The sequence below is a fragment of the Halomonas urumqiensis genome (assembly GCF_003028575.1).
GTDB lineage: Bacteria > Pseudomonadota > Gammaproteobacteria > Pseudomonadales > Halomonadaceae > Halomonas > Halomonas urumqiensis.
The window spans coordinates 77019-96787 of the sequence record NZ_PYUD01000002.1 but is presented as its reverse complement, the minus strand read 5'-3'; the positions used below and the strand labels follow the sequence as shown (position 1 = coordinate 96787).

Annotated in this window: 21 protein-coding genes and 1 pseudogene; 5 read left to right on the top strand and 17 right to left on the bottom strand. The window is 64.9% G+C overall.

Annotated features, from left to right (window positions below; all coding sequences use genetic code 11):
• Positions 1-88: 88 nt before the first annotated feature.
• Positions 89-622 (bottom strand): TIGR02444 family protein, encoded by a 534-nt coding sequence (locus tag C6V82_RS07775; RefSeq protein WP_102586798.1) that lies wholly within the window; start codon positions 620-622, stop codon positions 89-91.
• Positions 623-676: 54 nt separating this feature from the next.
• On the opposite strand from C6V82_RS07775, the gene C6V82_RS07770 reads away from it, so the two are divergent.
• On the top strand, positions 677-2626 hold the full coding sequence (locus tag C6V82_RS07770) for an ATP-binding cassette domain-containing protein (protein WP_102586799.1): 1950 nt from the start codon (positions 677-679) through the stop codon (positions 2624-2626).
• Positions 2627-2706: 80 nt separating this feature from the next.
• On the opposite strand, the gene dtd is transcribed toward C6V82_RS07770, so the two are convergent.
• The 4 genes from dtd to thiD form a co-directional block, all read right to left on the bottom strand.
• Positions 2707-3144, bottom strand: a complete 438-nt coding sequence (dtd, locus tag C6V82_RS07765; RefSeq protein WP_102586800.1) for a D-aminoacyl-tRNA deacylase — start codon at positions 3142-3144, stop codon at positions 2707-2709.
• Between the two features lie 80 nt (positions 3145-3224).
• Entirely contained in the window at positions 3225-3812 is a 588-nt protein-coding gene (locus C6V82_RS07760) for a chalcone isomerase family protein (RefSeq protein ID WP_229843127.1), read from the bottom strand.
• A gap of 102 nt (positions 3813-3914) precedes the next feature.
• On the bottom strand, positions 3915-4760 hold the full coding sequence (locus C6V82_RS07755; RefSeq protein ID WP_102586801.1) for a universal stress protein: 846 nt from the start codon (positions 4758-4760) through the stop codon (positions 3915-3917).
• Between the two features lie 98 nt (positions 4761-4858).
• Entirely contained in the window at positions 4859-5689 is an 831-nt protein-coding gene (gene thiD, locus C6V82_RS07750; RefSeq protein ID WP_102586802.1) for a bifunctional hydroxymethylpyrimidine kinase/phosphomethylpyrimidine kinase, read from the bottom strand.
• A 42-nt stretch (positions 5690-5731) separates the two neighbouring features.
• Here thiD and C6V82_RS07745 point away from each other — a divergent pair, with 42 nt between their 5' ends.
• Positions 5732-6163 carry a YqaA family protein gene (locus C6V82_RS07745; protein ID WP_102586803.1) on the top strand — a complete coding sequence of 144 codons (432 nt, stop codon included), beginning with the start codon at positions 5732-5734 and terminating at the stop codon, positions 6161-6163.
• Positions 6164-6203: 40 nt separating this feature from the next.
• On the opposite strand, the gene C6V82_RS07740 is transcribed toward C6V82_RS07745, so the two are convergent.
• The 5 genes from C6V82_RS07740 to C6V82_RS07720 all read right to left on the bottom strand — a co-directional run bounded on the left by C6V82_RS07740 (position 6204) and on the right by C6V82_RS07720 (position 10509).
• A complete protein-coding gene (locus tag C6V82_RS07740; RefSeq protein ID WP_102586804.1) occupies positions 6204-7619 on the bottom strand; it encodes a TRAP transporter large permease in 1416 nt (471 codons plus the stop codon).
• Positions 7619-8167 carry a TRAP transporter small permease subunit gene (locus C6V82_RS07735; RefSeq protein ID WP_102586805.1) on the bottom strand — a complete coding sequence of 183 codons (549 nt, stop codon included), beginning with the start codon at positions 8165-8167 and terminating at the stop codon, positions 7619-7621. The genes C6V82_RS07740 and C6V82_RS07735 overlap by 1 nt, the downstream gene beginning before the upstream one ends.
• Positions 8168-8258: 91 nt before the next feature.
• Positions 8259-9083 carry an endonuclease/exonuclease/phosphatase family protein gene (locus tag C6V82_RS07730; protein WP_102586806.1) on the bottom strand — a complete coding sequence of 275 codons (825 nt, stop codon included), beginning with the start codon at positions 9081-9083 and terminating at the stop codon, positions 8259-8261.
• A 1-nt stretch (position 9084) separates the two neighbouring features.
• Positions 9085-9717, bottom strand: a complete 633-nt coding sequence (locus tag C6V82_RS07725; protein ID WP_102586807.1) for a thiol:disulfide interchange protein DsbA/DsbL — start codon at positions 9715-9717, stop codon at positions 9085-9087.
• A 171-nt stretch (positions 9718-9888) separates the two neighbouring features.
• On the bottom strand, positions 9889-10509 hold the full coding sequence (locus tag C6V82_RS07720; RefSeq protein ID WP_102586808.1) for a c-type cytochrome: 621 nt from the start codon (positions 10507-10509) through the stop codon (positions 9889-9891).
• A 250-nt stretch (positions 10510-10759) separates the two neighbouring features.
• Here C6V82_RS07720 and yihA point away from each other — a divergent pair, with 250 nt between their 5' ends.
• On the top strand, positions 10760-11392 hold the full coding sequence (yihA, locus tag C6V82_RS07715; protein ID WP_102586809.1) for a ribosome biogenesis GTP-binding protein YihA/YsxC: 633 nt from the start codon (positions 10760-10762) through the stop codon (positions 11390-11392).
• Between the two features lie 153 nt (positions 11393-11545).
• Here yihA and C6V82_RS07710 read toward each other — a convergent pair whose 3' ends face one another.
• From C6V82_RS07710 to argH, 7 genes and pseudogenes are all read right to left on the bottom strand, one after another.
• A complete protein-coding gene (locus C6V82_RS07710) occupies positions 11546-12280 on the bottom strand; it encodes an HAD family hydrolase (protein ID WP_102586810.1) in 735 nt (244 codons plus the stop codon).
• The gene (locus tag C6V82_RS07705; protein WP_102586948.1) at positions 12277-13218 is read right to left on the bottom strand and encodes a tyrosine recombinase XerC; all 942 of its coding nucleotides are present in this window, start codon (positions 13216-13218) and stop codon (positions 12277-12279) included. Before C6V82_RS07705 ends, C6V82_RS07710 begins: the two co-directional genes overlap by 4 nt.
• Positions 13211-13933: a DUF484 family protein gene (locus tag C6V82_RS07700; RefSeq protein WP_102586811.1), complete on the bottom strand. Its 723-nt coding sequence runs from the start codon at positions 13931-13933 to the stop codon at positions 13211-13213. The genes C6V82_RS07705 and C6V82_RS07700 overlap by 8 nt, the downstream gene beginning before the upstream one ends.
• Before the next feature lie 27 nt (positions 13934-13960).
• Positions 13961-14794, bottom strand: coding sequence for a diaminopimelate epimerase (dapF, locus tag C6V82_RS07695; protein ID WP_102586812.1), 834 nt, complete (start codon positions 14792-14794; stop codon positions 13961-13963).
• Positions 14794-16074 (bottom strand): diaminopimelate decarboxylase, encoded by a 1281-nt coding sequence (gene lysA / locus C6V82_RS07690; protein ID WP_102586813.1) that lies wholly within the window; start codon positions 16072-16074, stop codon positions 14794-14796. The genes dapF and lysA overlap by 1 nt, the downstream gene beginning before the upstream one ends.
• A gap of 104 nt (positions 16075-16178) precedes the next feature.
• Positions 16179-16295, bottom strand: a pseudogene (gene lptM / locus C6V82_RS18280) (LPS translocon maturation chaperone LptM); the annotation flags it as partial.
• Positions 16295-17716: an argininosuccinate lyase gene (gene argH, locus C6V82_RS07680; protein WP_102586814.1), complete on the bottom strand. Its 1422-nt coding sequence runs from the start codon at positions 17714-17716 to the stop codon at positions 16295-16297. The pseudogene lptM and the gene argH, both read right to left, overlap by 1 nt.
• A gap of 312 nt (positions 17717-18028) precedes the next feature.
• Between argH and hemC the strand changes: the two genes are divergently transcribed.
• Both hemC and C6V82_RS07670 read left to right on the top strand, forming a co-directional pair.
• On the top strand, positions 18029-18970 hold the full coding sequence (gene hemC, locus C6V82_RS07675; protein ID WP_102586815.1) for a hydroxymethylbilane synthase: 942 nt from the start codon (positions 18029-18031) through the stop codon (positions 18968-18970).
• Positions 18970-19764: a uroporphyrinogen-III synthase gene (locus C6V82_RS07670; protein WP_102586816.1), complete on the top strand. Its 795-nt coding sequence runs from the start codon at positions 18970-18972 to the stop codon at positions 19762-19764. Before hemC ends, C6V82_RS07670 begins: the two co-directional genes overlap by 1 nt.
• Positions 19765-19769: the final 5 nt, after the last annotated feature.

Below are 19769 nucleotides of genomic sequence, written 5' to 3'. Positions count from 1 at the left end.
TTGTCTTCCCCTCGCAGGTTGGCTGGTCAAGATCCAAGGAAATTGCCAGACATAACGCAGGCCGAATGCCTGCATGCCTATTTTCAGGCTAGCGTGGGCTTGTGGGAGGGTCAAGGCGGGCAATCAGCGTCTGAAGCGTTGAAAGATGAGATTTTTTCTGTAGTTGCAGCATTTGCGCAAGATGTTTTCCGGCACCTTGAGCCTCGCACGACAACACCCTGAGGTCGCTTTGCAGCGCCAGATTTTCCAGCCGTGCCAGGGTTTCACGTTCGGCCTGAAGCTCGGCCTGCTTGAGGGTTTCGCGCAACTTCGCCACCCGATCATTGGTGTTTGCCTGGGCTTTCAATTGGCGCCGCAGCTGGCGTAACGGCACAGTTACCTCCCGCTGCCAGGTCCCGATGCTCGAGAGCGCCTCAGTGCTTGTGGTCAGGGTCAGGCCATGCCACATGAGCCAGCAGTGCCATAGCAGTTCGCAGACATCGACTCCCGCTTCGTCCTGAAGCGTGAGACAAGCGGCTTCGATGTCCGGCTGGCCGTAAAACGCCACGGCGAAGTCCCACAGCGGGTTTTGGGTGAGCCGAGCCCGCAGAACGCTTGGCAATTCGGTAGAATCGGTATCCATCTTTCGGCTGTCGCAGCGATAGCGACGGTCTCATGTATTGCCCGTGGAGCCAGCATGATCGCACTGCGCCAAGTTTCCCTGCAACGCGGCACCGAGCGCCTGCTCGAAGAGACCGACCTGACCCTGCACGCTGGCCACAAGGCGGGCATCGTTGGCGCCAACGGCGCCGGCAAGTCCAGCCTGTTCGGCCTGCTGCTGGGCACTTTCGCGCCCGATCAGGGCGCGGTGGAAATGAGCGGTGGGCAGCGCATCGCCCATATGGCCCAGGAGATCGACTCGCTTGACCGTCCGATCGTCGAGTACGTGCTGGATGGCGATCTTGAGCTTCGCCAGACACAAGCGGCCCTTGCCACTGCACAGACGAGCAACGACGCTCACCGTGAGGCCGAGCTGCATGGGGCGATCGAGGCACTGGATGGTTACAGCGCCCCGGCGCGCGCCGCCCAACTGTTGGTGGGCCTGGGCTTTGCCCAGACGGATCTCGAGCGGCCGTTATCCGATTTTTCCGGCGGTTGGCGTATGCGTGTCAATCTCGCGCGTACGCTGTTCATGCCGTCGGATCTGTTGTTGCTGGACGAGCCCACCAACCATCTGGATCTCGATGCCCTGTTATGGCTGGAACAGTGGCTCGTGCGTTATCCCGGTACCCTGCTGTTGATCTCCCACGACCGCGATTTCCTCGATGCGGTGTGTGACCACATCGTGCATTTCGACCGCCGCAAGCTGGTGATCTACCGCGGCAATTACTCCACCTTCGAACGCACCCGAGCCGAGAAGCTGGCGCTGCAGCAGGCCGAGGCCGCCAAGCAGCAGGCGCGTCGCGAGGAGATCGAGCGCTTCGTGGCACGTTTTCGCTATCAGGCCAACAAGGCACGCCAGGCCCAGAGCCGCTTGAAAACGCTCGAACGCATGGGCGACATCGCCGTGGCTCATGCCGACTCGCCTTTTCACTTCACCCTGCCCTCGGCCGACAAGACTTCCCACCCCTTGCTGGTGCTGGATGAGGCGCGACTTGGCTACCGTGATGAGGCCGGCGAGGAGACAGCCCAGCTCGACAAGGTGAAGGTGACCCTTTTGCCGGGGCAGCGCATTGGCCTGCTTGGCCCCAACGGGGCCGGCAAGTCGACACTGATCAAGTCGTTGACCGGAGAGTTGCCATTGCTGGCCGGCAAGCGGGTGCCGGGCGAGCACCTGGCGATCGGCTACTTCGCCCAGCACCAGCTCGAAAGCCTGGATCTTGCCTCGACACCTTTCATGCACGTGCAGCGCCTCTCGCCACGGGCCAGCGATCAGGAAATTCGTAATTTCCTAGGGGGTTTCGGCTTTCAGGGCGACGATGCCTTCGGTGAAGTGGGGCGTTTCTCGGGCGGCGAGAAGGCGCGCCTGGCGCTCTCGCTGGTGGCCTGGAAAAAGCCCAACCTGCTGCTGCTCGATGAGCCCACCAACCATCTGGATCTGGAGATGCGCGAAGCGCTGACCGAGGCGCTGGCGAGTTTCGAGGGGACGGTGATCATCGTCTCCCACGACCGCCACCTGTTGCGTGCCACGGTAGACGAGTTCTGGCGGGTCGCCGACCATCGTGTGGCGCCCTTCGATGGTGACCTGGAGGACTACCGTGCATGGCTGAAGGCGCGCCTCGAGGGCGAGCGCCGCGATGCCCGCGCCGACAAGGCCGAGCGCCAGGAGGAGAGCACGGCGCCCAAGGAGGACCGCAAGGCCGCCCGGCGCGCCGCCGCCGAGTTGCGCGAGTCGCTGCGCCCGCTCAAACGCAAGCGCGATCAGGCGGAGAAGGCCATGGAGAAGGTGCAGTCCGAGCTGACCGAGGTGGAGGACGCGCTTGGCGACCCCGAGCTCTACACCGACCCGGCCCGCAAGGAGGAGCTGACCGCGACGCTGTCCCGCCAGGGCGAGCTCAAGTCACGCCTGGACGACCTGGAGGCCGCATGGCTGGATGCCGAGGAGGCACTGGAAAGTGCCGAGCGCCAAGCTGCGAGTGCGGGATGACTCTGTGGCTTGTCCTTGGGTGTGCGGCGCCGGGCAAGCCGCGGGCCAGTTGCAATGAGCCGACCGGGCTGGCAGCCGGCTCAGCTCTCGAGCAGGAAGGTCACCGGCCCGTCGTTGACCAGTGCCACCTGCATGTCGGCGGCGAATTCGCCACTGGCGACATTCGGCCAGGCGGCGTGGGCACTGTCGAGCAGGTAGTGGAACAGCCGTTCGCCCTGGGCCGGCGGCGCGGCGCTGGAAAAGCTCGGCCGCAGCCCTTTGCGGGTATCGGCGGCGAGTGTGAACTGGGAGACCAGCAGCAGGCCACCCTCGACCTGGCGTAGATCGAGATTCATCTTGTCGTCGGCATCGGCGAAGACTCGGTAATGCAGGAGTTTGTGCAGCAGTTTCTCGGCGGCGGCCTCATCGTCACCCTTCTCGACGCCAACCAGCGCCAGCAGGCCATGGCCGATGGCCCCCACCTCTCGCCCATCGACCTCGACACTTGCTCGCCTGACGCGCTGAATCAGTGCTTTCATCTTCCGCTCTCTGCAATCCGCTGCTCACCCTCTTGCGAACCAGCCTATCACGCCCCACGTGTTGGCCTGGGGGGCCGAGATCAACGCCTGCCCAGCAGGTCGTTGCGAAAACTCTCCTTCAACGGCTGGTCACCCAGCCAGATGGCGAACAGCGCACGCGCCAGTTGCGGGTCGTCGCCCTCGTAAACTCGCTGGCCATTGAGCGCAAGCGTCAGGGCGTCGCCGTTCCAGGTCAGTGCGTAGCGGTCGCCGGGCTCGACGCTTTGGTAGGCGCGCGTGAAGGCGTTGAGGGTTGGCAGTAATTCCCGGTAGGCCGCGTCACCAAGGCGTTCACGCACGCTGTCGCGTGTCACCCCGGCAAAGTCATCGGCCTCGATAGCGTGGAAATATTCGAGTTCCAATCGACGTGGTACATCGGATAAAGGGGCCGCCTCGGGCTGGTCGCTGGGCTGATAATAGGCGCCAGCATAGGCATTCCATATCATGTAGCGAAACAGGCCGTGGCCGATCATCTGGTAGGCTTGCCCCTCTGACTCGAGCTGCGTTTCGAAACGCGCTCCTTTGACGTCTACCGTGTCAGCGGCGTAGGCCGTGGGGGCGAGCGCTACCCAGCTGGCCAGTGCCAGCGCCAGCGGGACCAGCATATGGCGACAAAGCAAGGGCATCATGTCGAAGGCTCCTGTCAGGATTGGCTGTCTTGTGCAGACAGCAAAACCATGTACAAGTTCTGTATCGCTTCGTGCGATGCCAAACGCTGCACGTTCCAAGGTTCACCAGGCGCGGCACAACATGATGTCGCAGTGTGGCTCGGCCAGCAGGTGCTCGGTGATCTGGCTTGCACGGCCCAACTGCCCACGGCTGCCCAGTGCCAGGAGGTCCGGTGGCTGGCGGCGCAGGCGGTTCATCAGCACCTCCAGGGGGTCACCCTGTTCCAGCACCAGTTCCAGATCGGGTACGTCATCGAGCTCGCTCATCAACGCCTCGGTCTCGCGCTCGAGCTGGTTGCGCAGGCGTGCCACTTCACGGTCTCGCCAACGGGCATAGTCGCCATTCGAGCCAAGCTCCCGTTCACCAGGAACGTCCCAGGCGTGGAGCAGGGTCAGGTGTGCCTCGGGGAAACGCTTGAGGGTTTCGCGCAGGGTATGGCGTGAAGTCAGCGAGAAGTCCACGGGCACCAGGATGTTTTGCCAATCCTGACTTGCCAGGTGACTCACCGAGAGTACCGGGCAGGGCGCACTGCGCAGCACCCTGGCAAGCGTGGTGCCAGCGACCAGGTCGGGTTGGCCGCGCTTGCGATGACCGCCCAGCACGATCATGTCCACCTCGCGCTCATGGGCCTCGCGAATGATCTCGGCGTAAGGGGCACCGGTGACTGTCTGCAGCAGCATCTCGGGCTCGGACAGTGCGTAGTCCTCACGAATATCGGTCAGCATGCTCTGCATGTCGGCGACCACGGCTTCCTCGAGGTCGTGGAGCACCCGCCTGGGAAGGTACGGGTCCAGCACATGGATGACATCGAGGCGGGCGCCGGATTCCAGCGCCAGGCGCACGGCACGGGCGAAGGCGGCACGATTCTCGGCAGAGAGGTCACAGGCGAACAGCAGGGTCCGGGTCATGGGGCATCCCTCCAGATCACGCGGCAAGCGGGAGTGACATCCCGCGGGTGTGGATCTTCAGGATGGGAGGCAAGCGGCGACCCTGCAAGGGAAACGCGTTACCACCAGGCATGGAAGTGGTGTACCGGGCCATGCCCCTGGCCCACATCGAGCCGATGGCTGGCTGACAGGGCGTCGGCCAGCCAGGCTTTTGCGGTTGCCACGGCGGTGGGTAGATCATCACCACGCGCCAACCGGGCGGTGATCGCCGACGACAGGCTGCAGCCGGTCCCGTGCAGGTTGCGGGTGTCAATGCGCGGGCCTTCCAGCCAGTCGGCGGTTGGTGCGCGAATCAGCAGGTCCGGGCATTGCGCATCGTCCAGGTGGCCGCCCTTGAGCAGCACCCCACCCGCGCCCAGGTCACGCAGCGCTGGTACCATGGCCATCATCTCCGCTCGACTGCGGGGCGTGGGCTTGTCGAGCAGCACCGCGGCCTCGGGCAGGTTGGGAGTGATCAGGTCGGCTAGCGGCACCAGGATCTCGCGTACCGCGCGAATACCGGCATCGTCTACCAGCACGTCGCCGCTCTTGGCTACCATCACGGGGTCGAGCACGATCCAGCGCGGACGTCGCCGGGTCAGGAGATCGGCAATCACGTCGGCTACCTCGCGACTGGCGACCATGCCGATCTTTACTGCATCGAGCCGCACATCGTCGAGCAGTGTCTCGAGCTGGGTGGCGATGAACGCGGCCGGTACCGGATGCACACCTCGCACCCCCTGGGTGTTCTGTGCGGTGAGCGCGGTGATCACGCTGGTAGCATAGGTGCCAAGCGCCGAGAAGGTCTTTAGGTCGGCCTGGATACCGGCGCCGCCGCTTGGGTCGGAGCCGGCAATGGTCAGCACGTTGGGAATGCTGGAGGTGCCCGTGTGGGGAGAAGTGTGCGTCATGGTGTCATCGTATCGCGGTTGCGTGGCTGAGTGCCCGGCGACATGCTGAGCCTGTTTCTGGTCGCCTTTGCCAGTGCCACCCTGCTGCCAGGGGGCTCCGAGGTCTGGTTGGCGCGCTTGTGGTGTCTGGGTGAATCCCCCGCCGCGCTATGGGCGGTGGCCACCCTGGGCAATACGTTGGGCAGCCTGGTCAACGTTTGGCTTGGCCGTTACGCAAGGCGTTTCCAGGAACGTCGCTGGTTTCCCGCATCGCCCACCCAGCTTGCTCGCGCCGAGCGCTGGTACCTGCGTTTCGGCGAGTGGAGCCTGCTTGCCAGCTGGGTACCGCTGATCGGTGATCCGCTCACGGTGCTGGCCGGGGTGCTGCGTTTGCCCTGGTGGCGGGCCATCGTATTGATCGCCCTGGCCAAGGGGGCGCGCTATGCGGTGGTGCTCGTGCTCGCCCGACAGTGGCTGGCGCCCTTGTGCGTTTGAATGCCCCGAAGGAGTGCGCTTGAATGCCCCTGACGGAAGGCTACAGCACCGAAGGCAGCCAGGTGGCAAGTCCCGGGAACAGTGCCAGTGCCAGCAGCATGCCAAGCTGCAGAATGATGAACGGTATCACCCCGCGATAGATGGCCGAAGTGGGCACGGACGGTGGCGTGACGCCGCGCAGGTAGAACAATGCGAAACCGAACGGAGGTGTCAGGAAGGAGGTCTGCAGGTTCACCGCGATCATGATGCCAAGCCAGATGGGGTCGATGCCCATTGCCAGCAGGACTGGCCCGACAATGGGCACCACCACGAAGGTGATCTCGATGAAGTCGAGGATGAAGCCGAGCAGGAAGATCACCAGCATCACCACCAGGGTGGCGCCGATCACGCCGCCCGGCAGTGACTCGAACAGCTCGATGACCAGCTCCTCGCCGCCGAAGGCGCGGAATACCAGTGAAAACAGCGCCGCGCCGATCAGGATCAGGAACACCATGCTGGTGACCTGTGTCGTCGAGTGCACCACCTGTCGCAGGATGCCAAGGGTGAGCTGCCGGTTGGCGAGCGCCAGCAGGAAGGCCCCGAAGGCGCCCACCGCCGAGGCTTCGGTCGGGGTCGCAAATCCGCCCAGGATCGAGCCGAGCACGGCGACGATCAGCAGTACCGGCGGCAGCAGCCCCTTGAGCAGCAACGGCCAGAGGCTACCGCTATGGCCAAGTTCTTCCATCAGGCTTTGCCGGTCGGATGCCGGCGCCACCTCGGGCTTCAGCCAGGCAATCACCAGCAGGTAGATGATGTAGGCGACGACCAGCAGCAGCCCCGGGATCAGCGCACCGATGAACAGATCGCCCACCGAGAGGGTCTTGGGGCTCCACACGCCCATCGCCAGTTGGGCCTGCTGATAGGCATTGGAGAGCACATCGCCAAGCAGTACCAGGGCGATGGAGGGTGGGATGATCTGGCCCAGGGTGCCGGTGGCGCAGATGCTGCCGGTGGCAAGCGCCGGCGAGTAGCCGCGCTTGAGCATGGTGGGCAGCGACAGCAGGCCCATGGTGACCACCGTGGCGCCGACGATGCCGGTGGAGGCGGCCAGCAGCATGCCGACCAGTACCACGGCGATCCCCAGACCCCCACGCAATGCACCGAAGGCCAGCGCCATGGCGTCGAGCAGGGTTTCGGCCACCCGTGACTTCTCCAGCAATACGCCCATCAGCACGAACAGCGGCACGGCCAGCAGCGTCTGGTTGGTCATGATGCCGTAGAGGCGATTGGGCATTGCACTGAGGTAGCGTGTCTCGAAGGGCACCGGCATGCCGGACTGCATCATCAAGTAACCGATACCGGCGAAGATCAGAGAGGTACCGGCAAGCGTCAGGGCCACCGGGTAGCCCAGCATCAACACGCCGCACACCGAGGCGAAGAGCATCAGCGGCATCAATTCGAACAGACTCTCGACCATCACAGTAGCTCCTCATGGTCGGGGGTCTGGTTCGGCATGCGATGGCGAATGATCATCACCTGGCGCATCACCTGGGCCACGCCCTGAATCAGCATCAATGCCATCATCACCAGTATCAGGCTCTTGAGCAGGAAGACGCCGGGAATACCGCCATCGGGGGACCGCTCCAGTATTGACCAGCTGCTGCTGACATACCCAAGGCTCGAGATGGCGATGAACAGCACCACCGGGATCAGCAGGAACAGGGTGCCGGCAAGATCGATCCAGGCACGTCCTCGCGCCGAGAGCCGACGGTAGAAGATATCCACCCTCACGTGTCCCTCTTCGCGCAGTGTCCAGGCGGCACCCAGCATGAAGACCATGGCGTGCATGTACATCACCGATTCCTGCAGCACGATGCTGTGGATACCGATGACATAGCGCATTACCACGATGATGAATTGCACCAGCATCATGACGACGACCAGCCAGGCGATACTGCGCCCGACCAGGTCGGTGAAGGCGTCGAGCCCTGCGAGAAGGGCCGGCTCGCGATTCGGGGAATTCATTGGGTCGCTCGCACTGAGGAAAACCGGATGCGCATCATCGCCGATTAGCGTGCAATCGTCATCCCCGAGACGCAAACCAGGGGGATCGCCTTCAGCGTGAGCTGAGTTTAGCCGAGGGCTTCAGAGTGGCCAGGCAGGCGGCCGGCAAGCTGACATCCACGGCGATCGGCAAGTGATCGGAAAACAGGTGGTCCAGCACCCGTACCTCGCCGGCTTCCAGGGACTCGGACAGCAGGATGTGGTCCAGCGCCCGGCGGGGTTGCCAGGAGGGGTAGCTGAGCAGCGGACGCACAGGGTGCAGGGGCAGCGAGCTACGGAAGCGATCATGGGTATGCAACTGCTCGGGTGTGCAGTTGAGGTCACCCATCACCACTACGTGGCGTAAGGGCTGGATGATCTCGCTCAAGTAGTCGAGCTGGCGCACGCGACCTCGATGGCTAAGCGCCAGGTGTGCCACGAACAGGTGCAGGGCGTCTGGTCCTTCGCCGAACCGCGCATGAATGGCACCGCGCCCAGGCAGCGTGCCAGGCAGGCGATGTTCCTCCACCCGGCTTGGCGTTAGCCGCGACAGCAGCCCGTTGCTATGTTGGGCGATACGCCCGAGGTTGCGATTGAGCTGCTGGAAATGGTGGGGGAATCCTGCCTGAGTGGCCAGATACTCCACTTGGTTGATATGGCTTGAGCGAAAGCTGCCGCCGTCCACTTCCTGCAGGCCGACGATGTCGAACCGGCCCAGCACCTCGCCCATCATGTCCAGCCGCCGCATCCGCTTGGGATGCGGCAGCAGGTGCTGCCAGCTACGCGTGAGGTAGTGATGGTAGGCCGAGGTCTGAATGCCCACCTGCAGATTGAAGGTGAGTAACTTCAGGTGGCCACCGTCGAGCGACGGCAACCGGGCATCGGCAAGGGGTGGCATGTCAGTTGGCACGTTCCTCACGGACTTTCTCGACCAGCGCATCGGCGATCTGCGGCATGTTGGCAAGGCTGCCGGCAGAGCTTGGGGATACCAGGTAGCGGCCATCCACCACCAGCGCGGGAACCCCCATCAGGCGCATGGCGCGCATCCGGGCATTGGCCTGGTTGACCTGGCTCTTTACGGCAAACGAGCCCAGCGCATTGGTCGCCTCCTCTTCACTGACGCCGTAGTCGCTGAAGAATGCGGCGACATCATCGGTCTCGGTGAGCTGGCGGCCATCCTGATGAATGGCGTCGAAGAAGTCGGCATGCAGTTGCTCTCGGATGCCCAGCTCTTCGGCGGCATAGAAGGCCGTGGCGTGCTTGTTCCAGTCGCCGCCCATGGTCGCCGGCATATGCACGACCGTGACGTCGTCGTCGAGGGTTTCGTACCACTCGCTGACCGAGCCCTGCAGGTTGTAGCAGTGTGGGCAGCCGTACCAGAACGCCTCGGTGATCTCGATCTGACCATCGTCGACGCGGGTTTCCACCGCCTCGGGAAGCACTTCGTAGTGTTCACCTTCCACCAGGGTGGTGGCCGTGGCGGCGGTGGACAGGCCGAGGCCGACGAGGGCGGTGAGCAGGGTCTTGAACATGGAATGATCTCTCCTTGAGTCTGCCGGTATCCGCAATGGTGGCGGGTCGTTGCCTTTGAGCCTTGCCCACGCCTGGGGTTCCCGGATAGCGGTGATGAATGCGACCGAATACGACAAGGGCGGCCACGAGGCCGCCCAGTCAGAGTCTGCCGAATGGCGGTAGTGCTGGCGTCAGTGCAGGCCCAGCACGTAATTGGCCACGGCCTCCATGTCGTCATCGCTCATCTTGCTGGCGATGTCACGCATGATGTTGGCCGGGTCGTTGGCACGCTCTCCTGCAGCGAAGTCTTGCAGGGTGGAAACGGTGTAGTCGGCAAACTGGCCGGACAGGGCCGGGTAAACGGCGCTGCCGATGCCTTCGCCGGTGGGCATATGGCAGGCGGTGCACGCCGGAATGCCCTTGGCGGTATCGCCGGCACGATAGAGCTCCTCACCACGCGCCAGGAGTGCTTCGTCGGGGTCGGCTTCACCGATCGCGGCATCCTTTTCGGCGTAGAACATGGCGACGTCCCAGGCATCCTGGTCGGAGAAATCGTCGACTTGACCGGCCATCTGCGCGACCTCACGGTTGCCATCACGGATATCCATGATCTGCTTGGCCAGGTAGGAGGCTTGCTGGCCCGCCAGGTGTGGGAAGTTTGCTGATGGACTGATGCCTTCCTGCCCATGGCAGGCGGCGCAGCTTTGCGCCTTTTCGCGGCCCGCCGCAGCGTCCGCATCGGCTTCGAGATCCGCGTGGGCGGCGCCAACGGCGCCGATGGTAATTGCCAGGCTTGCCAGTAACTTTCTCATCGCTGTTCCACTATGCCGTTACGTTGTTGACCGATACGTACCCTGGGTGCCGCACGGATCGCGAAGCCTGCCAGGGCCGGGCCATGCCGCGACTCGATAGCCTGGTGGTTCGCTGACGTCGAGGGCGCGGTGGTACACTTGAGTGCCCCGGGTCGCAGACAAATGACACTGCATTATACCGAATCACCCCGGCGGCGGGAATGCAAGCCGCGCGCCCCAGCCTATCGACCATTGTCAGGACCTGCTCGCCATGTCGCGACCGACTACCAACTTGAATTACCAGAGTGCCCGATTCCTCATCAGCGCACCGACCCTTGCCAGTTGCCCCACCGATAGTGGTGCTGAAGTCGCCTTCGCAGGGCGTTCGAACGCTGGAAAATCCAGTGCCATCAACACCCTGACCCGCCAGAAGGCGCTCGCCAGAACCTCCAAGACGCCGGGGCGCACCCAACTGATCAATTTCTTCTCGCTGGGCGACGATACCTCGCGGCGGCTGGTTGACCTGCCGGGCTATGGCTTCGCCAAGGTGCCGGAGAAGGTCAAGCTGGAGTGGCAACGCCATCTCTCCGATTATCTGCAGCGGCGTGCCTCGTTGCGTGGTCTGGTGGTGGTGATGGACGTGCGCCATCCGCTCTCGGAGTTCGACCAGACCTTGCTGGGCTGGGCCGACGACAAGCACATGCCAGTGCACATACTGCTCACCAAGGCCGACAAACTCAAGCAGGGCGCCGCCAAGGCCGCGCTGCAGCAGGTCAAGAATCGCCTGCGTGAGTGGGAGGATCTGGTCAGCCTGCAGCTGTTCTCGTCGCTCAAGGGCCAAGGGGTCGAGGAAGCCCACCAGCGCCTCGACGGCTGGCTGCTGGATAACCACGAGACCTTGTAGCAAGTGACGTAGTAGAGAGCGCCACGCCAGGTCGGGGCTATTCTGGCGGCATGCCTCAGCGCGGGCGCAGTGAATACCTCCCTGTACGCTACCTTTTCCTTCCCTGGCAAAGGACCCTCGCTGCGACCTGCCCCCAGCGCCCCTCGCAGGGCATCAGTGCTGCCCCTCAAGCCAGGCAATCAGCTCAGGCAGTTCGCGCACATGGGCCAGGCGGTGGATACCCGCCGGCAGGCGCGTGGCCTCATCGCCGATCCACGCCACCTGCATGCCCAGCCGTTGTGCCGGCAGCGCATCCTCCTGCCATGAGTCGCCGACATGCAGCGCCTGTGATGGCGGGCAGCCCAGGCGTGCCAGGGCGGCGAGAAACGGACGTGGGTCGGGCTTGGGGGCGTACAGTTCCCCGGCGGCGATGGCCACCGGGAAGTGGCGGCCCAGCGGCAATCGCCGTATATCCACATTGCCATTGGTGATGCTGGCCAATCGGTAGTGTTCTCCCAGGGCGGTAAGGAGATCGTCGGCCTCGGCGTACGGGGTGACTTCATGGCGCAGCGCCATGAAGCGCTGCATGGCGGCCTGCGCCCATTGCCCGGCATCGTCGAGCTCGAGTCCATAATCCTTCAGCAGCCCCATCAGGGAGCGTTCACGCAGCCAGGTGAAATCCCCCCGGCGCAGGGGGTGCGCCGCCGCCAGGGCCTGGCGACGAGCCACGAAAGCTGACAGCGGGAAGTGCGTGGCGAACCGCACGGTCTGGCTTTCGCCGCGCTCGGCCAGCCAGTCGGCGAGTGCCGCATCGAGCCAGTCGTAGTGGCCGGTCTCGGTGCGCTGCATCACGCCGTGGTTATCCCACAGCGTATCGTCGAGGTCGAAGGTGATCGCCTTGAGGATCATGACGACTCCTCCTCGTCGTGCCTGGACCTTTGCGTGCGCCGGTGGGCTCGGGGGTGGGCGGCATCGTAGCTGGTGGCCAGGCTCTGCCAGTCCAGCCGGGTGTACACCTGGGTGGTCGACAGGTTGGCGTGGCCAAGCAGCTCCTGCACCGCGCGCAGGTCCTGGCTCGATTCCAGCAGATGACTGGCGAACGAATGGCGCAGGCGGTGCGGATGCAGATGCTCGGCCAGACCGCGCCGGCGGGCGAGGTTGGCCAGGCGCTGCTGGATGGCGCGGTGGCCTAGTCGCTTGCCGTGCTGACCTACGAACAGTGCGGCCTGGTCGTCTTCGGCCAACACACCGCGCACGGCGAGCCACTCGGCCAGCGCCTGGCGGGCGCGCGCGCCCACGGGAACCTGTCGCGGCTTGCCGCCCTTGCCGACAACCCGAACCCGCTGCGTTTGCAAATCGCCGATCTCGAGCCCGGCCAGCTCCGCCAGGCGCAGGCCGCTGGAGTAGAACAGCTCCAGCATCGCCTGGTCGCGGTAGCCCAGCGGCGTGCCGTCATGCGGGGTGTCGAGAAATTGCGCCAGCTGATCGACATCCAGGGGGCGTGGCAGGTGGCGGGGTTGGCGGGGCGCCTGGGTCAGGTCCACCGGGTTGTGGGTCAGCTGGCCTTCGGCAACCAGGTGGTCGGCTAGCCGCGAGATGGCGCTGCGGCGGCGTGCCAGGCTTCGTGAGGCAAGGCCTCGGGCGCGCTCGCCCCCGAGAAAGCGCCGCAGCAGGGCGACATCCAGGCATGTCCAGTCAGCCAGCCCGGCGTCGCCCATGAAGCCGATCAGCGCCTTCAGGTCGCGGCGGTAGGCATCCACGGTGGCGGGGCTCGCGGTGCGTGAAAGCCTGGCCAGGAAGGCGTCGACTTGCCGCTCCAGCGGGCTATCGTGCGCTTGGTTAGCCATGCGGGTGGCGGGCCAGGCGTACCAGCAGCCGGGCGACCACATCACCGACGTATTCGGTGAACAGGGTATCCATGCTGGCGCGGAAGTGGTCCGGGTCCGGGCTTGCCAGCACCAGGTAGCCCAGCGGCTCGCCAAGGGTCAGGCGCGACAGTGCGCAGGAGCCTGACTTGCGCGGTGCACTGGCGTGCGGCAGCAGGCGTTTCCAGTCGGTGGGCGTCAACCGCGTGCAGCGGCTCGCCCGGCCATCGAGCAGGGCGGACAGGCGCTGCCCGGCATGGTCGTCGAGCACGTGACGCGGAGGCTGAGGCGGCTCGGGCTCGAGGTCGGTGAGGCTCGCTGGGCACCATAGCGCCACGGCGGGCGTCTGGAAGTGTTCGCTGAGCTGGGCGGCCAGCGCCTGGCCCAGAGCATCGTTGTTCTCGGCCTCGACCAGCGCCAGTACCAGCTCTCTAGTGCGACGGTACTGGGCTTCGTTGTGGCGCGCGGACTCCAGCAGTTGCTCGAGGCGCCACTCGGCCTGTTCAGCGCGGCCGCGCAGGTCGTGAACCAGGCGTTCGAGCAGCGAAGTGGCGCCACCGCGGGCCTCGGGGTGGGGGATGCGCAACTGCTGCAGCAACCCCTCGCGACCGACGAAGAAGTCCGGATGGCGGGCCAGCCATTCGGCGACCCGGTCCGGGTCCAGGGTCTTGCGTGGTTCGGGGGCGGCTCGGGTCATGGTCGACTCCTGAGTGAATGGCGGCTCTCAATTGAGGGCGATGCGCCCATCGAAGACGCGCTCGGCGGGGCCGGTCATGATCAGTGGTGAACCGGGGCCCGGCCAGTCGATGTCCAGGTCGCCCCCCGGCAGGTGCACGGTGACGGGGCTTTCCAGCAGCCCCTGGCGGATGCCGGTGGCCACCGCCGCGCAGGCGCCGGTGCCGCAGGCCAGGGTCTCGCCACTGCCACGCTCAAACACCCTCAGGCGAATTTCGCCCGGTCCTACCACCTGCATGAAGCCAGCGTTGACCCGCCGGGGGAAGCGTGGGTGCGCCTCGATCGCAGGCCCCAGCGTTGCCACCGGGGCGCTGTCGACATCGGCGACACGCAGTACCGCATGGGGGTTGCCCATGGACACCACGCCGACCTCTAGTGTCTCGCCGTTGACTTCCAGGGGGTGCCGCAAGTGATCGTCGGCGGCATCGAACGGCAAGGCGGCTGGGTCGAAGCGCGGCTCGCCCATGTCCACCCGCACACGGCCATCGTCCTGCACCAGCAGGGTCAGCGGGCCGCCGGCGGTCTCGACGTGGATTTCATGCTTGTGGGTCAGCCGCTGATCACGCACGAATCGCGCGAAGCAGCGCGCGCCGTTGCCGCAGTTTTCCACCTCGCTGCCATCGGCATTGTAGATGCGATAGCGGAAGTCCATGTCCGGGTCGCGGGGCGGTTCGACGACCAGCAACTGGTCGAAGCCGATGCCGAAGCGTCGGTCGGCCAGCTGGCGGATCTGGTCATCCGTCAGGCGCGAGCGCTGGGTGACCAGGTCGACCACCATGAAGTCGTTGCCGAGTCCGTGCATCTTGGTGAAGTGCAACAGCATCAGCGTGAGCCTCCCTCATCATCCGGCAGCAGCGCTTCGCCTGCCCAAAGGTCCTCCAGTCGTTCGCGGCGGCGCACCAGGTGTGCCGCGGCACCATCGACCATCACTTCGGCGGGGCGTGGGCGGCTGTTGTAGTTGGAGGCCATCACGAAGCCATAGGCGCCGGCCGAGCGTACGGCCAGCAGGTCGTCCGGGGCGATGGCGAGTTCTCGCTGCTTGCCGAGGAAGTCGCCGGTCTCGCACACCGGGCCAACCACGTCGTAGCTGGCGGTGTCGCGAGGCTGGCGAGTGTCCACCGGCAGAATGGCCTGCCAGGCCTGGTAGAGTGCGGGGCGGATCAAATCGTTCATGCCGGCATCGACGATGGCAAAGTTCTTCGTCTCGCCGGGCTTGAGGAATTCCACCCGAGTGAGCAGGATGCCGGCATTGGCGGCGATCGAGCGGCCCGGCTCGAACAGCAGGGTCAGCCGCTCGTTGCCTTCCCAGCGCGACAGCCGTTCGAGCAGTGCGCTGGCGTAGTCGAAGGGTGCCGGAGGCCGTTCCGTGTGGTAGGGCACGCCGAGCCCGCCACCCAGGTCGAGATGGTCGATCTCGATGCCCCGCTCGCGGAGCTGTGCCAGCAAGGCCAGCAGTCGGTCGAGGGCATCAAGGAAAGGGGAGAGTTCGGTGAGCTGTGAGCCGATATGGCAATCCAGCCCCGCCACGCGCACGTTGGGCAGGCGCGCCGCCAGTTCGTAGACCTCGAGCGCCTCGCTCACCGGAATGCCGAACTTGTTGTCCTTGAGCCCGGTGGAAATGTAGGGGTGCGTGCCGGCATCGACATCCGGGTTGACGCGTAACGAGACCGGCGCAATCTTGCCGAGCCGGCCGGCCACGGCGTCGAGGCGCTCGAGCTCCGGGCGCGATTCGACATTGAAGCACTTGATGCCCACTTCCAGGGCGCGGGCCATCTCGGCTGGCTGCTTGGCGACGCCCGAGAACACCACCTTGGCGGGGTCGCCACCGGCGACCAGCACGCGCTCCAGTTCACCGAGCGACACGATATCGAAGCCGGCTCCCAGGCGTGCCAGCAGGCCGAGCACCGCCAGGTTGGAATTGGCCTTGACCGCGTAGCAGATCAGGTGGGGGTGGCCGCCCAGCGCTTCGGTGTAGGCGCGAAAGTGACGCGCCAGGGTAGCCTTGGAATAGACGTAACAGGGCGTGCCGAACTGCTCGGCGATGCGGGTCAGTGGAACGTCTTCGGCATGCATCACGCCGTCGCGGTATTCGAAATGATCCATGCCTAGCTCTCGTCGTCCTGGGGAACGTCTTCGGGTTCCTGTGTGGCATCTTCGGATGCTGGTGCGTCGTCCTCGGCGGTACCTTCGGCATCCTGGGGGGCGTACTGCTCGGCGGCCTGTTCATCATCCGGCATATACAGCGGGCCTTTCTGGCCGCAACCGGCAAGGCCCAGCGCCAAGGCCAGCGCCAGGCCCAGGGTGGCGACAGCAGTGCGGCCCATCATGCCGGTTGCCCCGCCAGCGCCGCCAGTGCGTCGCGGGCGCGTTGGGCGGCGGCGCGCACCTGGTCGGGTGCGGTGCCACCGATGTGGTTGCGGGCGGCCACCGAGCCTTCCAGGGTCAGCACGTCGAAGACATCGGCGTCGATCACGCTGGAGAATTGCTGAAGCTCCTCGAGGCTCATCTCCGAGAGATCCTTCTTCTCGCGCAGGCCGAAGGCCACGGACAGGCCAACGATCTCGTGGGCGTCACGGAAGGCGACGCCACGGCGTACCAGGTAGTCGGCCAGGTCCGTGGCGGTGGAGAAGCCGCGGCGTGCCGCTTCGCGCATGCTGTCGGCCTTGGCCTCGATGGCCGGCACCATGTCGGCGAACGCCTTCAGGCAATCCTTGACGGTGTCCACGGCATCGAACAGCGGCTCCTTGTCTTCCTGGTTGTCCTTGTTGTAGGCCAGCGGCTGGGACTTCATCAGCGTCAAAAGGCCCATCAGGTGGCCGTAGACCCGGCCGGTCTTGCCGCGCACCAGCTCGGGCACGTCGGGGTTCTTCTTCTGCGGCATGATCGAGGAGCCGGTGCAGAAGCGGTCGGGCAGGTCGATGAAGTCGAACTGGGCGCTGGTCCACAGCACCAGCTCTTCGCTCATGCGTGACAAGTGCAACAACAGGATGCTGGCGAAGCTGGTGAATTCGATGGCGAAGTCGCGGTCGCTGACGGCGTCCAGCGAGTTCTCCGCCGGACGCTCGAAGCCCAGCAGTTCGGCCGTGACATGGCGGTCGATGGGGTAGGTGGTGCCGGCCAGGGCGGCGGCGCCGAGCGGCAATACATTGACCCGCCGACGGCAGTCGAGCAGCCGCTCGTGGTCACGGGCGAGCATCTCGTGCCACGCCAGCAGGTGGTGGCCGAAGGTCACCGGTTGTGCGGTCTGCAGGTGGGTGAAGCCCGGCATGATGGTGTCCGCTTCGCGGTCGGCAAGCTCGATCAGGCCAGCCCGCAGCCGGCTCAGTTCAGCGGCTACCAGGTCGATCTCGTCACGCATGAACAGGCGGATGTCGGTGGCGACCTGGTCGTTGCGTGATCGCCCGGTGTGCAGCTTCTTGCCGGTGATGCCGATCTTCTCGGTCAGCCGCGCCTCGATGTTCATGTGCACGTCTTCAAGCGCCACCGACCAGGCGAATTCACCGCGCTCGATCTCGCCGTGAATCTCATCGAGCCCGGCGATGATGGTATCGCGCTCCTCATCGGTCAGCACGCCGACCCGCGCCAGCATGGTGGCATGGGCGACGGAGCCCTGAATGTCGTGAAACGCGAGGCGTTGGTCGAAATTCACCGAGGCCGTGAAGCGCGCGACGAAGGCATCGGTGGGTTCGTTGAAGCGGCCACCCCAGGATTGGTTGGTGCCTGGGGTCGTCGGACTTGAGCTCATCGGGCTTGGCATCCTGCGTTTAGGGTTACGGGAAAAGGATTACGTGAAAATGGTTGCGTCAAAAGGGTTGCGTGAAAAGTGTTGATTGAAAGGTGCTGTGGCGGTGCGCCTTGGCATGTCGAGCAGTGTACCAGAGTCCGCTCGGCTGGCGAGGATGGTGGGGTGCAGCCGGTGCCCGGTTAACCGGTGATTTTTCCTGCCATGCCGGGTGCTTTATGATGGTGATATTCAATATGCTGATAATGACACCACTTCATCCGGGCGTTGGCGCCATCGTCGTCGCCACCAGCGAACCGGGATCGGGAGAACCACGTGCAAGCCATCACCAAGCTGCGAATCGCCACGCGCAAGAGCCAATTGGCCATGTGGCAGGCCGAACATGTCCGCGATCGACTCATCGCCGCCAATCCCGGGCTCGAGGTCGAGCTGGTGGCGATTGTCACCCGTGGTGACAAGATTCTCGACACGCCGCTGGCCAAGGTGGGTGGCAAGGGCCTGTTCGTCAAGGAGCTCGAGGAAGCGATGCTCGATGGGCGTGCCGACATCGCCGTGCATTCCATGAAAGACGTGCCCATGCACTTTCCCGAGGGGCTTGGGCTGTCGGTGATTCTGGAGGGCGCCGAGCCAACCGATGCGTTTGTCTCGAATCGCTATGCGCGCTTCGATGAACTGCCCGAGGGGGCGAAAATCGGCACATCGAGCCTGCGTCGCGGGCTGCAGATGAGCGAGTCACGTCCCGACCTGCAGATCCTGACACTGCGTGGCAATGTGCAGACCCGACTTTCCAAGCTGGACGATGGCGAATTCGATGCGATCATCCTCGCCACCTCTGGCCTCAAACGGCTGGGATTGGGCGCGCGGATTGCCCAGGAACTGCCTCCCGAAGTCTGCCTGCCGGCCTGCGGCCAGGGTGCGCTGGGTATCGAGTGCCGTCTGCATGACCCGGAACTGATTTCCCTGCTGGCGCCGCTGGACGATGCGGCTACCGCGACACGGGTGCGGGCGGAGCGCGCCATGAACACGCGTCTGGAAGGTGGCTGCCAGGTGCCGATTGGCGGTCATGCGATATTCGAGAACGATGGCCAGACCCTTTGGCTGCGCGCGCTGGTAGGAACTCCCGACGGTACCCGCGTGCTACGCGCAGAGGGCCGTGGTTCGATTCATGAGCCCGAGGCACTGGGTATTCGCGTGGCCGAGGAGTTGTTGGACCTGGGGGCCGGCGAGATTCTCGCCGAGGTCTACGGCGCCGGCTGATGAGCGGTTCACCGGTACTGATCACGCGGCCAGGCAGCCGGGGCGAGGCGCTCGCCTCGGCCATCGAGTCTCACGGCTATGCAGTGCAACGTCTGGAAGTGATGCGGCTCGAGAGGCTACCGGAAAGCGCCGAGCAGCGTGCGGTGTGGCTTGATTACGACCACTTCAGGCGGGTGGTGGTGATCAGTCCGTTTGCCGCAGAGTGCCTGGCGGATGCGCTGGATCGCTACTGGCCGCAATTGCCGGTGGGTATCGACTATTACGCGGTGGGTGGCGCGACGGCGGCTACCCTGAACGAGACGCTTGGCGTAAAGGTACACCTGCCGCCAGAGGCTGCCGGTGAAGAGTCCAGCGAAGCGTTGCTGCGCCTCGCCTCCCTGAGCGCCCTCGACCAGCAGCGCGTGCTGCTGGTGGCGGGCGAAGGCGGCAGGCCGTTGCTTGCCGACACACTGGCCGAGCGAGGCGCGAACCTTACCCGGCTGGCGGTCTATCGACGCCAGCCATTGGACCCCGAGCCGGCGATGCAACAGCGCCTGGCGCAAGGAGAATATCGTGCGCTGGTCGCCAGCAGCGGAGAAATTCTCGAACATCTGGCAAGATGGTGTACAGAAGCCGCGTTGAACCAACCGCTAATCGTTTCCAGCGCCCGGTTGGCTACACTGGCCGGCAAACTGGGGTTTCGTGCCCCCGTCGTGGCGTCGGGCGCCACTCCCGCCGCACTCGCGGCGGCTGTGGTCCGCGTCTGTGACCCGCAGGAAGCCGATGTCGACCAAGACGATCTCGAAAAGGGCTAGCGACA

What these genes read in the sequence shown, in the direction of transcription:
- C6V82_RS07775 (WP_102586798.1), bottom strand. Translation starts at nt 622, where the DNA reads ATGGATACCGATTCTACCGAATTGCCAAGCGTTCTGCGGGCTCGGCTC.
- lysA (WP_102586813.1), bottom strand. Translation starts at nt 16,074, where the DNA reads ATGGATCATTTCGAATACCGCGACGGCGTGATGCATGCCGAAGACGTT.
- C6V82_RS07720 (WP_102586808.1), bottom strand. Translation starts at nt 10,509, where the DNA reads ATGAGAAAGTTACTGGCAAGCCTGGCAATTACCATCGGCGCCGTTGGC.
- C6V82_RS07770 (WP_102586799.1), top strand. Translation starts at nt 677, where the DNA reads ATGATCGCACTGCGCCAAGTTTCCCTGCAACGCGGCACCGAGCGCCTG.
- argH (WP_102586814.1), bottom strand. Translation starts at nt 17,716, where the DNA reads ATGAGCTCAAGTCCGACGACCCCAGGCACCAACCAATCCTGGGGTGGC.
- C6V82_RS07755 (WP_102586801.1), bottom strand. Translation starts at nt 4,760, where the DNA reads ATGACCCGGACCCTGCTGTTCGCCTGTGACCTCTCTGCCGAGAATCGT.
- C6V82_RS07670 (WP_102586816.1), top strand. Translation starts at nt 18,970, where the DNA reads ATGAGCGGTTCACCGGTACTGATCACGCGGCCAGGCAGCCGGGGCGAG.
- dtd (WP_102586800.1), bottom strand. Translation starts at nt 3,144, where the DNA reads ATGAAAGCACTGATTCAGCGCGTCAGGCGAGCAAGTGTCGAGGTCGAT.
- yihA (WP_102586809.1), top strand. Translation starts at nt 10,760, where the DNA reads ATGTCGCGACCGACTACCAACTTGAATTACCAGAGTGCCCGATTCCTC.
- C6V82_RS07740 (WP_102586804.1), bottom strand. Translation starts at nt 7,619, where the DNA reads ATGGTCGAGAGTCTGTTCGAATTGATGCCGCTGATGCTCTTCGCCTCG.
- C6V82_RS07760 (WP_229843127.1), bottom strand. Translation starts at nt 3,812, where the DNA reads ATGATGCCCTTGCTTTGTCGCCATATGCTGGTCCCGCTGGCGCTGGCA.
- C6V82_RS07725 (WP_102586807.1), bottom strand. Translation starts at nt 9,717, where the DNA reads ATGTTCAAGACCCTGCTCACCGCCCTCGTCGGCCTCGGCCTGTCCACC.
- thiD (WP_102586802.1), bottom strand. Translation starts at nt 5,689, where the DNA reads ATGACGCACACTTCTCCCCACACGGGCACCTCCAGCATTCCCAACGTG.
- C6V82_RS07710 (WP_102586810.1), bottom strand. Translation starts at nt 12,280, where the DNA reads ATGATCCTCAAGGCGATCACCTTCGACCTCGACGATACGCTGTGGGAT.
- dapF (WP_102586812.1), bottom strand. Translation starts at nt 14,794, where the DNA reads ATGCTGTTGCACTTCACCAAGATGCACGGACTCGGCAACGACTTCATG.
- C6V82_RS07730 (WP_102586806.1), bottom strand. Translation starts at nt 9,083, where the DNA reads ATGCCACCCCTTGCCGATGCCCGGTTGCCGTCGCTCGACGGTGGCCAC.
- C6V82_RS07735 (WP_102586805.1), bottom strand. Translation starts at nt 8,167, where the DNA reads ATGAATTCCCCGAATCGCGAGCCGGCCCTTCTCGCAGGGCTCGACGCC.
- C6V82_RS07705 (WP_102586948.1), bottom strand. Translation starts at nt 13,218, where the DNA reads ATGGCTAACCAAGCGCACGATAGCCCGCTGGAGCGGCAAGTCGACGCC.
- C6V82_RS07745 (WP_102586803.1), top strand. Translation starts at nt 5,732, where the DNA reads ATGCTGAGCCTGTTTCTGGTCGCCTTTGCCAGTGCCACCCTGCTGCCA.
- C6V82_RS07700 (WP_102586811.1), bottom strand. Translation starts at nt 13,933, where the DNA reads ATGACCCGAGCCGCCCCCGAACCACGCAAGACCCTGGACCCGGACCGG.